Annotated in this window: 13 protein-coding genes; 8 read left to right on the top strand and 5 right to left on the bottom strand. The window is 47.3% G+C overall.

The features are described from left to right. Window positions 1-9: 9 nt before the first annotated feature. Entirely contained in the window at window positions 10-891 is an 882-nt protein-coding gene (locus KNQ14_RS08780) for an NAD(P)-dependent oxidoreductase (protein ID WP_195865401.1), read from the bottom strand. Then, complete coding sequence (locus KNQ14_RS08775) at window positions 888-2,633, bottom strand: ABC transporter ATP-binding protein (protein ID WP_214860728.1); 1,746 nt, start codon at window positions 2,631-2,633, stop codon at window positions 888-890. Before KNQ14_RS08775 ends, KNQ14_RS08780 begins: the two co-directional genes overlap by 4 nt. Before the next feature lie 124 nt (window positions 2,634-2,757). Between KNQ14_RS08775 and KNQ14_RS08770 the strand changes: the two genes are divergently transcribed. The 4 genes from KNQ14_RS08770 (at window position 2,758) to KNQ14_RS08755 (ending at window position 7,019) form a co-directional block, all read left to right on the top strand. Continuing rightward, window positions 2,758-3,189: a YaiI/YqxD family protein gene (locus tag KNQ14_RS08770; RefSeq protein WP_055967203.1), complete on the top strand. Its 432-nt coding sequence runs from the start codon at window positions 2,758-2,760 to the stop codon at window positions 3,187-3,189. An 83-nt stretch (window positions 3,190-3,272) separates the two neighbouring features. Continuing rightward, window positions 3,273-4,907 (top strand): ATP-binding protein, encoded by a 1,635-nt coding sequence (locus KNQ14_RS08765; protein WP_231681779.1) that lies wholly within the window; start codon window positions 3,273-3,275, stop codon window positions 4,905-4,907. Between the two features lie 32 nt (window positions 4,908-4,939). Further along, window positions 4,940-6,694, top strand: coding sequence for an EAL domain-containing protein (locus KNQ14_RS08760; protein ID WP_371743343.1), 1,755 nt, complete (start codon window positions 4,940-4,942; stop codon window positions 6,692-6,694). A 61-nt stretch (window positions 6,695-6,755) separates the two neighbouring features. Continuing rightward, a complete protein-coding gene (locus KNQ14_RS08755) occupies window positions 6,756-7,019 on the top strand; it encodes a hypothetical protein (RefSeq protein WP_214860726.1) in 264 nt (87 codons plus the stop codon). 72 nt (window positions 7,020-7,091) lie between these two features. Here KNQ14_RS08755 and KNQ14_RS08750 read toward each other — a convergent pair whose 3' ends face one another. After that, a complete protein-coding gene (locus tag KNQ14_RS08750) occupies window positions 7,092-8,063 on the bottom strand; it encodes a DUF4003 family protein (protein WP_035398079.1) in 972 nt (323 codons plus the stop codon). A gap of 54 nt (window positions 8,064-8,117) precedes the next feature. Continuing rightward, a complete protein-coding gene (locus tag KNQ14_RS08745) occupies window positions 8,118-8,633 on the bottom strand; it encodes a DUF1836 domain-containing protein (RefSeq protein WP_214860723.1) in 516 nt (171 codons plus the stop codon). 112 nt (window positions 8,634-8,745) lie between these two features. Here KNQ14_RS08745 and trhA point away from each other — a divergent pair, with 112 nt between their 5' ends. The 4 genes from trhA to KNQ14_RS08725 all read left to right on the top strand — a co-directional run bounded on the left by trhA (window position 8,746) and on the right by KNQ14_RS08725 (window position 12,259). Further along, window positions 8,746-9,393 carry a PAQR family membrane homeostasis protein TrhA gene (gene trhA / locus KNQ14_RS08740; RefSeq protein ID WP_023467814.1) on the top strand — a complete coding sequence of 216 codons (648 nt, stop codon included), beginning with the start codon at window positions 8,746-8,748 and terminating at the stop codon, window positions 9,391-9,393. Window positions 9,394-9,511: 118 nt separating this feature from the next. Beyond that, window positions 9,512-11,236, top strand: coding sequence for a M3 family oligoendopeptidase (locus KNQ14_RS08735; RefSeq protein ID WP_214860721.1), 1,725 nt, complete (start codon window positions 9,512-9,514; stop codon window positions 11,234-11,236). A gap of 42 nt (window positions 11,237-11,278) precedes the next feature. Continuing rightward, the gene (gene rpiA / locus KNQ14_RS08730; protein WP_214860719.1) at window positions 11,279-11,977 is read left to right on the top strand and encodes a ribose-5-phosphate isomerase RpiA; all 699 of its coding nucleotides are present in this window, start codon (window positions 11,279-11,281) and stop codon (window positions 11,975-11,977) included. Between the two features lie 21 nt (window positions 11,978-11,998). After that, complete coding sequence (locus KNQ14_RS08725) at window positions 11,999-12,259, top strand: hypothetical protein (protein WP_035398072.1); 261 nt, start codon at window positions 11,999-12,001, stop codon at window positions 12,257-12,259. A 147-nt stretch (window positions 12,260-12,406) separates the two neighbouring features. Here the strand turns inward: KNQ14_RS08725 and KNQ14_RS08720 are convergent, their stop codons facing one another. Further along, a complete protein-coding gene (locus KNQ14_RS08720) occupies window positions 12,407-12,976 on the bottom strand; it encodes a hypothetical protein (protein ID WP_214860717.1) in 570 nt (189 codons plus the stop codon). Window positions 12,977-14,149 lie beyond the last annotated feature (1,173 nt).

Raw genomic sequence — 14,149 nt, 5'->3', positions numbered from 1 at the left:
GCTTTTTGCTCATTCTACCGAAGCGCGTGAACGTTCGGCGAGCAACAGATAAAGCGCTTGTGTACCGGAATCGGCGTGACCCAGCTCAGCAAGTTGTTCATATAAATCCTTCGTCAGTGCGAGACCAGGTGTCGCGATGCCCATCTCAGCTCCTCGCTCAAGGGCAAGGCGCATATCCTTGATGAAGTGTTTGACGAAGAAACCAGGTGAGTAGTTTTCAGCGATGACGCGCGGAATCAAGTTCTCAAGACTCCAGCTACCGGCAGAACCAGATTTGATCGTCTCGATGAATTGCGTCGGGTCAATCCCGGACCGCGTGACGAACAACAGCATCTCCGCTGTTCCGATCATCGAGCCGGCAATCGCGATTTGGTTCGCGAGTTTCGCCGATTGTCCTTTACCAGGACCACCGAAGAGTGAAATCGATTTTCCCATCGCTTCGAATAAGGGCTTCGCTTGTGCGAAAGCCGCTTCTTCCCCACCGACGAGAATGGCGAGTGTTCCGTTCTTCGCGCCGAGGTCACCACCTGTGACAGGTGCGTCCAGTGCCTGAAGACCGCGTGCTGCCGCTTCCTGCGCGATGCGTTCTGCAAGAGCCGGACTGGATGTCGTCATATCGATCAGAATCGTTCCTGGTGCCGCATGATCGAGGATTCCGTCTTCGAAGTAGATCTGCTCGACGTCTTGCGGATAACCGACGATCGAGATGACGACGTCGACATCCGTGACGACGTCTTGAATCGTATCGACGATCTCGACACCATCTGCTTCAAGGACAAGTCCTTTTTCTTTCGTACGATTGTATCCTTTGACTGTAAAACCTGCCTTGCGCAGATTGCGGACCATGCCTTGTCCCATGACACCTAATCCGATGAAACCGACTGTCTTCATACGTGATTCCCCCTTGCACGTTCCGTGCCGATGAATTGTTGCGTTACGAGCTTATTATACAATGGATTGTCGACGACAAGACGATCATGTGTCCCGATGCCGGAAATCCGACCATCTTCAAGGACGATGATTTGATCGGCATGACGGACCGTCGCGAGACGATGGGCGATGACAAACGTTGTCCGTCCGACCATTAATCGCTCGAGTGCTTCTTGAACGACACGTTCCGACTCGGAGTCGAGACTGGATGTAGCTTCGTCAAGCAACAGAATTTCCGGATCACGGAGGAGTGCACGTGCAATCGCAATTCGTTGGCGTTGACCACCAGACAGTTTGACACCCCGTTCTCCAATCTCAGTCGCATAACCTTCCGGGAATCGTTCGATAAACGTATCGGCATTCGCCATCCGTGCAGCCTCCCGGATTTTGTCTTCACTGACGTCTTCCGCAAGACCGTAAACGAGATTGTCACGGATCGTTCCCGATAAAACAGGGGAGTCTTGGGCAACATAACCAATCGCTTGGCGCCAAGACGATAACGTTAAATCAGCGATGGATTGATCTCCGAGTCGGATTTGCCCGGACGTCGGTTGATAGAATCGCTCCAGTATCGCGAATAATGTCGTCTTCCCGGATCCACTCGGACCGACGATCGCTGTCGTCTTGCCGCGTGGTAACGTAAAGCTGACATCCTGGAGGATGGGCGTCTCATTGTATCCGAATGATAGGTGATCGACCGTGACGTCCGTAAACGGACGCGGCGCAACAAGCGCTCCAGGTGCTTCCGGTGTCTCATCGAGAAGCTCGATGATTCGCTCTGTCGCCCCGCGAGCCTTCTGTAACTTCGTGATGAATTCAGTCATCGTCACGAGTGGCGTCATGATTTGGAACAAATAGAGTGAGAAGGCGACGAGTTCACCTGCTGTGATCTGGTTCGTCGCGACGCGGTAGGCACCAAAGCCGATGATCAAGATCAACATCGTCGTCAAGGTGACGTTAAAGATTGGCAACAAAAGGGCTTGGATTCGTCCTTCCTTGACGCCATAGCCATAAAGATTCTCGATGCGAGTTTTCCCACGGTCGAGCTCATAGGATTCAGTCGCTTGCGATTTGACGAGTCGGACTTCACCGAGCATCTCGGCAAAAAAACCGGATAATCCCGCGAGTTCCTTCTGAGTCTCACGAGATATCTTATGCAACTTCCGCACGAGCGGGATGATGATTAGTAGCGTCACGGGTACAGCGATGACCATGACGAGTGTCATTTGCCAGTCGAGGAAGAACAGGATCGTGATCGCTCCGATGATCGAGACGAGTGATGTCAGCAGGCGGACGAGTTGCTCCGACAGCAATTGCTGGAGTGTCGTAGCGTCACTATTGAGCCGAGAGACGAGCTCACCTGATTTCGTCTCATCATAGAACGGAATCGATAAGGTCAACAGGTGTTTCCATAAGAGCGTCCGCAAATTGGCGACGATCCGTTGACCAACGATCTGTAACCAATAGATGGACAAGGCGTTCGCGACGACTTGGACGACGAAGACGATCACGAACAAACTGATCAGCTGCGGAGTCAGTCGATCGACTGTAAAACCGTCAATCAACGTCTTTAAGAACCAAGGGAGGGCGAGTGCTGCCAGCGCTTGGATGACGGAGACGGAAACGGCAGCGGATAATAATCCGACCGGGGGTTTCGTTTTTTTCAATAACAGGTAAAAAGATTGGAACGTCGCAGCGTTCATTTCAACACATCCTCTCTTTTCCATTGTCCGAAAGAACGAAGAAACGGTCAAATGGGAAACGCGACTTGACAAGAAATCTTTTGGTTTGTGACACTGATAGTGGAAACAACAAGGGAGGATTCAGATGTCTATTTTCGTAGATGCAGACGGATGTCCCGTTGTCGATCTCGTCGTTCGACACCGACAGGGACGTGACGTCTTTTTAGTTTGTGATACAGCGCACCAGATGATGCGGGAGGGGGCGACGACGATCACGGTCGGACAAGGACCAGATGCCGTCGATTACGCGATCGTCAATCGGATGAAACGTGGCGATCTCGTCGTGACCCAAGACTACGGTTTAGCAGCACTCGTTTTAGCGCGAGGAGGCTTCGCGATGGACCAAAATGGTCGTCAGTTTACGAACGAGAATATCGATCTATTGCTTCATACACGCCATGTCGGACAACAAATCCGACGAGCGGGTGGACGGACAAAAGGACCGAAAAAACGGACGCGCGATGCGGACCGGGCCTTTGAAGAGGCATTTCGCGCATTAGTGCAAAGCAGCATATAAGGAAGACAGTACTCGAACTGTCGATCAAATAGGGACCATGCTATAATTTGTAACAGGAATGAATTTTGAAAGGAGGATACACGTTGAAACGAATCTTACGCGACCACTCGAAGGACCGTCCTTACCGATTGCGCCAAGGAACGGTTCCAGCATCAGCTGAGGCACGACTCACATCACTCGATCAACGTGAAATCAATCGATTACAACAGAATTTACGAGAAGTCGAACTGAAATTGAAGCAACGCAATGAAATCATGGAAGCGTTAGCGACGCAAAATGTCGAAGCGGCCTGTGAGACCGTCCTGACGATCCTGTTGCAACTGCTCGATGTAAAAGAAGGTGCCATCCTCTTGTACCGTCGTGAACAGTTGAATCATTTCGTCGCGCAAGGCATCGACGAGATGGAGCTGATTGAAAAAGATCTCGATCAATATTCTGTCTTACGTCGGGCGTTCGTCATGCGTAAATCGGTTCAATTACCGATTGGCGATCAGTTCGAATCGGCGATTCCCGTCCAATCTCCAAGTAATGGACAAGTCGTCGGGTTACTTTATATTCGTCATGCTTTTCCTCAGTTCAATCTAGAGCAAGTCGGGGACTTACTTGATCTATCACGAAAACTCGGAATGACGCTTGAACGCCATCTCCTGTTCCATCAGATGGAGCATGAAAAGATCAAGACGTATCAGCTCCTCGACTCGATTCGGGAAGCTGTCCTATACATCGAGAGTAGTGGGGAACAGATCTATGCGAACCAAGCTTTGTTGAACATGTTTCCACCGAAGCTCGTCAATCAAGCGCAAGGATTCCGCCACGCCTACGAACGGGCGACGTCGCTGTTTGAACATGTCGATCAGCCAGACGCACTCCATGACTACATCGGTCAACTGATGAATGGAGATATTCCGGGAGAAACGATCGAACTATCAGCGTTTCGGGGGAACTTGCTACTCAGTGCTTACGCCGAGCGGATTGCGATCGCAAACGTCGAGTGGGGCATGATGCTCGTCTTACGGGACGTGACGAAAGATAAGGAACTTGATCTTAAGCAGGCAGAATTCGTCTCGATCGTGTCGCACGAGTTGCGGACACCGCTCTCTTCCATCATGGGCTTCACGGAATTATTGATGAAACGAGAAGTGGATCCGAAGCGCCAAAAGCGATATTTGCAGACGATTCATTCAGAAACCGTTCGTTTGGCGGAATTGATCAATGACATCTTGGAAATTCAAAAAGGAGAAGATTCGACGCATGGGACGCAAAAAGAACCGCTTGATGTGAAACAATTGATGTTCGAGATGAAACCGATGTTTGATCTCGCGAGTCGCGCGCATCGCATCAGCGTCCAGTTCGATCCAGGCTCCTATACGATTTCAGCAAGCAGTGAAAAGATGAAACAACTGTTCACGAACTTGATCATGAACGCGATTAAATATTCACCTGAAGGTGGCGCAATCCGGATCAAAGGGTCAAACCAGTCGGATCAACTACGGATTGAGATATCGGACGAAGGGCTTGGGATTCCAGAAAAAGCGCTCCCTTACATCTTTGATAAATTTTACCGAGCAGATAACTCGGATACACGTAAAATCGGTGGAACCGGCTTAGGGCTCGCGATTTGTCGCATGATCGTGCTTGATCATGGTGGAGCGATTTCCGTCCAATCAACGGAAGGAGAGGGCAGTACCTTCATCATTCAACTCCCGCTCGACGCATGACCGACAATCGACCGAGAAAGGAGGAAGACACGGTGAATAATTCACACATTCGATATGAAGCATTGCATCCGCTCGTCGAAGAGATTCTTGAAAATCTGAGTGAACGGATTGGCGTCAACACGTTGTTTTTTGCATTGAACGACTCCTATAGCAACTTTGTCGTCAAGGCGATCAATCAAGAACGACAATTGATTGAAGAAGGCTCGACCCATGTCTTCCAACATGTCCTCTGTAAGTTGGTCGTCGATGAGACGGACGGGAAGGTCTCGATCAATGAATTGCTCAATGATCCATTGACGGTCAATCATCCGGTCACGAAAGCACTTGGAAACGGTAGCTTTTTAGGGGTGGCGATCAAAAACGCAGAGAACGAGAAAATTGGCACGTTATGTGCCTTTGACGATCAACCATTCGACTTCAAGGAACAGGACATCGCGCTCGTTGAACGATATGCAGATATCATCAGTAAATCAATCAATGTCGAAACATACGTCATTAAGGATGCCCTGACCGACGTCTATAACGAACGCTATATGAATCGTTTGATTTCGAGTGTGACGATCCATCCGGCCTTTTTGATGGTACTGAACCTCGACCGTTTTCATGCGATCAATGCTACGCACGGTTACCGGATAGGGAATGAAGTGTTGCGTGAAATTGCAAGTCGTCTAAAATATGTACCGTTACCGAATCATGTCGTCGGACGGATGGATGGTAATGAGTTCGTCGTATTGGCAGAACTTGAGCAAGAGCAAGAATTCGAACAGCATGCAATAGACTATGCCCGCATCGTCACGGAAGCGATCGAGCAACCAATCGTTGGTGTCGCGGACGAACCGATTCACGTGACGGCATCGTCTGGTGTCAGTCTCTTGACGGGTGACATGGCGAGTCGTCAGACGCAGATTTATGCAGCGGAAGCTTTGATGCAACAAGTCAAACACGACGGAAAACGACGGACCTCGTTCGTCAATCCAAACCGGCATGCGGAACAGCACCCGTTTGCATCGGTCCTTGAATCAGAGCTGTCGCATGCACTGGAACGGGGCCAGTTCGAACTTTATTACCAATGGATCGTCGATGCGAAACAAGAACATTATGTCGCGGTTGAAGCACTTTTGCGCTGGAACCACCCAGTGCTTGGCTTCGTCAGTCCGACGGATTTCATTCCGATTGCTGAGAAGATGGAGATTTTTCCGGACATTGGTCGATTTACGATCTGTCAGGCAATCTTGGATCAACGCCGGTTAGAAGAAACGTTTGGTCGTAAGATTTCCGTCGCCGTCAATCTATCGGCAAATCAGTTCGAGTCGGATCAACTATTTTCCGAGTTAATTCGACTAGCGGAAGAGTCTTACTTCCCGAATGAGCGTCTCATTCTTGAAATTCGTGAGGAAGTACTGCAAACACGTCGTCGTTTTGCCATCAAACGCTTGGAACAGTTACGCCAAGCAGGCTATCGTCTGACCGTCGATCATTTCGGCAGTCATTATGCGTCGCTCAATTCGTTGTTACGCTTACCTGTTCAAGCGGTCAAACTCGATCCGATTTTTACACGTCGACTCGTTCAAAATCAGTTGGAGCGCTCGATGATTCGCTCTGTCCATTCCTTGACGTCGACGTTGAACATCGCGCTCGTGATTCAGGAAGTCGAAACACCGTCACAGCTGCAACACATTCAAACGTTAGATGAGTTATTGTATGTGCAAGGATACGAGGTCCATCATCCTCAGCCCATCGATCAACTGCTCGTCGAAGACATCATGCGAGGACGTGCTGAGGTTTAACCGTTCTTCAGTCGGGAATACCTTAAAAGGTGGAACAAGTACATTTTAAGGGGGATGCCAAATGGCTGATCAACACGATAAAGAAACGGATCCAATTACTTCAGGTAACCGAATGACGAAGGATGAGATTGCGGGGCGTGATCCGCAGAACCATGCGGAGGTTCAGGAAAAATCGAAGAATGAAAAAGAATCGAAGCATCCAGATCAAGAAGCAGATAAATCAAGTGAAGAAGCTTCAAGTGAAGAAGCTCCCGATTTGTCCCATGCTTCAGATGAAGATGGCGATGTCCAGCCGTCTGATGAAGACCAGCAAGATAAAGAATAAGTAAAATGAAAGGCAATCGATGTCCGGCAGAAATACTGGATATCGATTGCCTTTTTTTGATGGAGTAAAAGATTACTCGCCACCCCCACCGCCACCGCCGTCACCACCACCATCAAAACCTCCGTCGATCCCGCCGTCTGTCGCATGGGACGTGTCGGTCAAATCAACAGGGAAGAGTAAGAACGGAATCGCGTCGGCGCCGTCCGGTGGGAGAATCGAAGATGGGAAGAGCTGTTGCAGGATTGTTTGTTGACTTAAATACAATCGGATTGCTGTCAAATAGACTAAGTCTTTCCGGTATTTAAAATGTAAATCGGAGCGTAACGCCTCTGCCATCCGTTCGAGTGACGAAGCGTGAACGTTTGGATCACCGAGTAACGCAAGCATGCCGTGGAACGACAGCGGAACATGATGTTTACGATGTATCTTACGGGATGACTCCACTTGTGCGATATAGCGATCCCAATCGTCTTCAGGCAATAAAGCGAATATCAAGGCGACGACATAAGTCTGTTGAGCGCGTCCGAACCGTCGTTTGAGTCGTTGATAGACCGTTTCGATACGCGAGGCGAGTTCGTCTAACTCACCGCGTGTCGTAGCGTGAAAATAGACGAAAGAGATCAATAGCGGTGACACGATGAACCGATGTTGTTTTTTGAGGCGTGTGTATAATTGTACCGTTCGTTCAAGTACCGCGTCCTGTGGAGTAAGACGGCTGATGAACAGGGCAGTAGAGTAGGCATTCAAGGGATGCGACAAGCGATGCGATTTAAAATAGCCATGAATCGACATCATCTCAGCAATCCGACTCGGTGTGTGGGCGTCAAAGGCATGAATCTTCGAAGCAAGTAATAATGCCTGGGTCGTTTGTGTACGCAACCGTATTTTCAAATCGTCTGCTGTCTCAAGCAACACACTTGCGGAAACCTGCTCCGTTCCAATCGTCCGGTCGAATGCCAGTTCGATCAGAATGCCATCCTGATAGGTTCTGAATTCTGGTCCAATGTGATCCAGCTGTCGCAAGAAAGTCGTCGCGATCTCCATGACTGTTCCTCCTCTGCCTTTTTTTATAGTGTATCACGCAGTGAAAGCGTTCTCTTATTTTTTCAGTTGGGTGTCAATCAATCGTTCTGCTGCGCGCCGGTACAAGTTACTCATGTGAGCCATCGCTAAGATCTGTTCCAGTGGGTCGGTCGTCGAGGCGGTCAGAGCGTCTTGTTCCGTTACGAAGCGCGCTGTATTTCGTTCCGTCAGTTCGAGGTAATTACGATAAAACCCTTCAAGATCGAGTTGATCCTGTTCGATCCCTGCGTTCAAGGGCGAGAGAATCGTCTTGATATCATTAATCGAAAACGAACTTTTCAATTGATAAATCAAGCTGATCAGAATCAAGTGTTCCTTCGTATACTTTTTATTCGTGACCGGAAAGAATAATTTCTTTTTGGCATAATTGTTGATCATCGTCTTCGTCAAAATCGTCTCGTCTGCACTTCGCGTCGTTTCCTCGAATGTCCGCTCGAACAGTTGGATGACTTGATCCATATAGAGATCGATATTCGGGATATCTTCGAGCCGTAATTGACGATCGTATCTCGTGTCATCAGAATGTGTCATAAAAAAACCTCCAAAATCGCTAAAATAGGACTTTCTACTTCTCCATCATATGATAGAATACGTATATAACGCCATGTAGTATTCAAAACTACATATCAGGGGAGGAACGAAAGTGAAAGCTTATATGAGAGAACCGATTAATGGATTAACGCATCTTGGAGGGGCTGTCTTTGCTTTTGTCGGGTTACTGGCACTTGTCATCAAGGCATCCTTAGAACGGGGGGCATCACTTGCGATCGTTGCAGCGATTATTTTTGGTGTCAGTATGATGGCGCTTTATGCCGTCTCAGCGACCTACCATATGGTGCTTGCGAGCGACCGGGCAATCGCGATCTGGCGTCGGTTGGATCATTCGATGATTTATCTGTTGATTGCCGGGTCTTACGCACCGTTTTGTCTCGTCAGTCTGAACGGTCCGACCGGTTGGGTCTTGTTCAGCATCGTCATGTTGATTGCAGTCTCTGGAATCACCTTTAAATTGGTTTGGTTCAACAGTCCGCGTTGGTTATCAACGACGCTCTACATCGGAATGGGCTGGATCATGGTATTTGCGATCACACCACTCGCGCAAGTCTTATCACCGCTCGGCATCGGATTGTTGTTCCTTGGTGGTATCTTCTATACGATCGGTGGCATCATCTATGGGCTGAAGCCACGTATCTTATCATTCAAACATCTTGGATTCCATGAAATCTTCCATATCTTCGTACTACTGGGTAGCCTAGCGCATTTCCTATGTGTCTACTTCTTCGTCTTATGAGGATGTCCTCCTTCAGTCAATGGCTGAAGGAGTTTTTTTGTGTCTGATGGAAAATACAGGAGAAGTCGAGTGTCCTCACGAATGAAAGAACGAATAGATCACGCATAGGGGGAAAAACATGAAACACACACGATGGCAGTTAGAGACACTCTACACGATAGATGACGTCAAAGCAGGAATTACTACGATACAAGCGGCGTTGACAAAACGTCCGGCTAATGTGGCAGAACAGGTCGAACGTTGTCAGCAAGTCGCGCGCGACGTCGAGGAATGGAGCGACTTCATTTATTGTCTGTACGCTGAAGATGTCACGCGCTCAGAAGTCCATCCATTGCTCGAAGAGATCGAAATCGTGCAAGCGATGGTGCGCAGTGAGGCAGCAGCACTCGATATGAAGATTGCCGCACTGTCACAAGAAGAGTGGGAGGAGCTCGTCACGGGTTCACCATACGCCTTTTTCTTGAACGAACGCCGTGACATCCAATCCCGTCGTGCACCACTAGTTCAGGAACAATTGTTGCAGGATCTCGGTGTGGACGGGTTCCAAGGCTGGGGGCAGCTCTACAAACAGCGCTTCATGGCATTGCGCGTCGACTTGGACAAAAAGCAGGTCACGATTGGTCAAGGGCTACACGAAGCGATGTTCGCACCTGACCGTTCGGCTCGTTTAGCGGCAGCGACAGCAGTTGACACCGCGTGTGCACAAGAAGCTGACCTGTTTGCGACGATTCTGAACCGGATTGCCGGCTTCAGATTGCAATCCTACAAGATGAGGAACTGGGAGCAACCATTGACCGAGTTGCTTGAGCAGAACCGAATCTCGGAAGCGAGCCTAACAGCGATGATGGAAGCACTCGATCAACACCGCGATCTCTTTCACGCCTATTATGCTCGCAAGATTGCCCAGGCGGAGCGGGTGACGGGAGAATGGCATGATTTTGAGACGAACACCTACCGCTCCGCGCGTCACGTTCCGTTTGAGATGGCAGAGACCATCGTCACGACACAATTCAAACGATTGAATCCGCAGCTCGGCGCCTTCGCGGAAAACGTGTTTAGTGAGGGATGGGTCGATGCAGAGAATCGTCCTGGAAAAGCAGAGGGCGGATTCTGCGCTGCCTTTCCGATTGCCAAGGAGAGCCGGATCTTCATGACGTACCGCGACAGTTATCCGGACGTCGCGACGCTCGCTCATGAATTCGGTCATGCCTATCATAATTATTTACTGCAAGATGAACCGTATTTAAATCAAGTCAAAGGAACGAGCATCGCGGAGACGGCTTCGACGTTCATGGAGAATCTCGTGCTCGATGCTGCCATCAAAGAGACGACGGAACGAGAGGAAGTGCTCGCTCTCTTAGAGGTCAAGATCCGAGAAGGGCTGAAATATGCCAGCATCGTTCCCGGCATGTTCCGGTTCGAGCAACGGTTTTACGCGGAACGTCAGCTAGGGACGGTCAGTGCCGAACGGTTAAGTGAACTCCTGCAAGAGGAAGAACGGTTAGCCTATGGTCCGGTATTGCCTGAACCGGCACGATATAAATGGATGTACATCAGTCATTTGTTCAATCCGAATCTTGCGTTCTACAACATTCCCTACACGATCGGTTATCTGCTCAGCAATAGTCTGTATCAGACGGTTCAAGCGGATCCGAGTCAATTTTCGACAGTCTTTGAAGCCGTCATGCATGATTCCGGTCAAGCGACAATCGATGAGATCGTTAAACGTCATCTCGACGCTGATCCGACATCCGTCGCGTTTTGGATGGAAGCCCAGCAACCGCTCGTCCAGGCAATTGAGCAGTACCTGACGTTAACGGAATCCTCTCTCTCCGTCGATTGAAGACGAATCGAAACGGGAACAGAAATGTAGGGAGGGATGCGGATGTATGAACAGGAGAAACAATTAGTCGCTGAGGCAGCACTAACTTACGTGAAAGATGGGATGATAGTGGGTCTTGGGACGGGTTCGACGACGGAACGGTTCATCGAGGCGCTTGGTCCAATTGTGCAGGCCGGACTACAGATTCAAGGCGTGGCAACGTCACTTGCGACGGTCCGACTCGCGGAACAGTTACACATTCCGTTGATCGCCTTGGAAGAGGGAATGGAAATCGATGTGACGATCGATGGGATCGATCAAATTGACGGACACTTCCAAACAATCAAAGGTGGTGGCGGTGCACTATTTCGCGAGAAAATCGTCGCACTGATGAGTCGAGAATTGCTCTATCTGACCGATTCCTCGAAGTTCGTCCATCATTTAAGCGGACCGTTACCGGTCGAACTGGATCCGTTTGCCTTACCGTATGTGCGGCAACGGTTGCGTGATAAGCATGTATCCGCAACGCTACGCGTGAAAGACAATCGTCCCTTCGTTACAGATGGAGGTCACGTGATTCTTGACGTAGACTTATCAGCCATCTCGGACGTCCGAGTATTCGCAAAAGAAGTGAAGAGTTGGTCGGGTGTACTCGAGACCGGTTACTTCGAGCGACAGCCCGATCATGTCCTGACGGTCGAAGAGGGCAAGGTCAAACGTATCGCGCATCCACGACTGCGTGACGGTGGTGGATTGGTTTAAGGAAAGAAAGAAGGAAACCGTATGGGCTTGAAAAAACGGTATTTATTCGGAGCAGGTGTCATTGCCGGTGCGAGTCTATTGTTGTTCAGGAAGCGGGAACAGGGCACACAGACCGATGCGCTACGTGATTATTTAGAGCATCTCGATCAGGATCCGAGTCCCGATGCTGCGAAGGACCCTGATGAGGTCGGATTGACGAAACTGGATTCGATTTATCGGTCGGAGTGGCAAGCGAATGGTTTTCCACGTTCGCGGACGGAGCTAGAGGAGCTTGAAAAATAACAGCAATTAGCTATTAGGTATTTAAACGGCTTGAGTCCAGGATTTGAACGGGCTCTAGCCGTTTTAATTGTAGTTGCAATAACATAGCTGTATATTTAGAAAAAGTTTTTTAGAATATGAAAGTTTTTTTAATAAGTTAGTAGCTCTTTAAACAAAGAAAATCAATTCATCTAACTTCTCTTGTAAGGATTTTGGGGTATACATCGGATCATTAGACATCAAGCGGAATGTGCCATATACGTCTTCCGAAATAAGAACTGTAACACATTCCCTTTCGCTGTTCTCAGTCATAAAAAATCTACCATCTGTTATAAGGGCTTCACCACTCGGAATCTCTAAATTATCGCCTACCGAAAATAAAGTGATATCTCCCATGCGTTCAGTGATTATATTGATTAAGAAAAAACATTTTTTAAATTTTTGAATGCTATCAACGTCTATTTTAGCGAATTTATAGCTATCTCCTTCACCTAGCCAGTGGATAGATAAATTCTGATCTTGGCAGTATTCTGTGACATTTTCCTCGATAAAATAATGAAATCTCATGTAGAAATACAACATATTGATTTGCATTTTTTTCGAAATGAACCGTAGCGATGTTTCATCCATGTTTCCTAAAAGATCCGCGTAATAATCTTCAGGAAAAGAACTATTAGATTTAATCGGTATGTATTGATTGGTTTCGATATCATTTAATGTTTGCAACTTAATTTTCATTCATTTCTCCTTGCGTATATTTAGTTGAAATGGTGATGTGTTATATCAGGTTGAGGCTTTTTTGTTCGAAAATAATAAAGCTTACGTATAGAAACTATAATGTATAGTATGGAAAAGGAAATAATCATGCTGATCCGTGAGGTGGATATGTGAATAAAGGACTATTAATACGATGTTATATTGCTTGTTTTATACTGTTTATCACGACAATGCTAATTGGTCGCTATGAACTCAACACAAATATTTTTATGATTTTAACATTTGGAGTTATTCTGCTCGTACTTAATTTACCTATCCGGGAGTTGGATCGGTATAACAGACAATCGTTATCATACTGGGCATTTGTTTTCAAAATGATAACAGGTGCTATTTTAGCGGCTGTTGTATGTTTTTCCGTTATGGTGATGATTACTCCGTAAATCATTTTACGTATCTATCCATTACAATGATGTTTGAAAAGCTAATCATGTACTGTACATATTGAATTCGTTCTTTACTCGAAACATTCATCTCAATAGCGTTAAAATGACCTGATTGCTACATCAGGTCATTTTAACGCTATTGTTTTACTCTAATAAAAGCCCGGAGATGAGTACAGTCGCACATACTAGGAAAGACCAGATTAATATGTTTCTAAGTCGATTAGTTGCGAGGTCATAGGTTACAAATAATATCATATAGATACTAATCGAGAGTGTTTTTACAAACGTGCCATATGTGGCACTATCTTTAAGTATAAAAAGCACAATACTTACTATAACAATAGATAGATTGACACCAATTACTAGGACTCGAAAATTTGGTTGCTCTACTTTTTTTGTAAAGAAAAGAAGGATCGTGAGACCTGCAATAGCAAGATTGGTATACATTAATATTTCGCTCATACTGCCTCCCTTAGTTAGATTTCATTGATATTAATAAAATGGAGTGTTAGAGAACATTTTAGGTACAACGATATAAGATGCAGTCTTTAATTAATATATCATTTTCATCCCGTGGACATCTAAGGATTCTAGTTTATTGAACGACACATTAGAAGTGTGTCATTTAATAGACGTACAAAGGAAGAGTCTTGACCACGATTTAAAAGAGAACTATCTTACTATAAATATTAAAAAAAGTGAAAAACAGCACTTAAAATCTCTTTTCCTAAAGCATGGTCTGGTAAGATGT

Origin of the sequence: Exiguobacterium sp. s161 (assembly GCF_018619045.1) — a bacterium.
Taxonomy (GTDB): Bacteria; Bacillota; Bacilli; order Exiguobacteriales; family Exiguobacteriaceae; genus Exiguobacterium_A; species Exiguobacterium_A indicum.
This window is presented reverse-complemented; position numbering and strand designations above follow the sequence as displayed.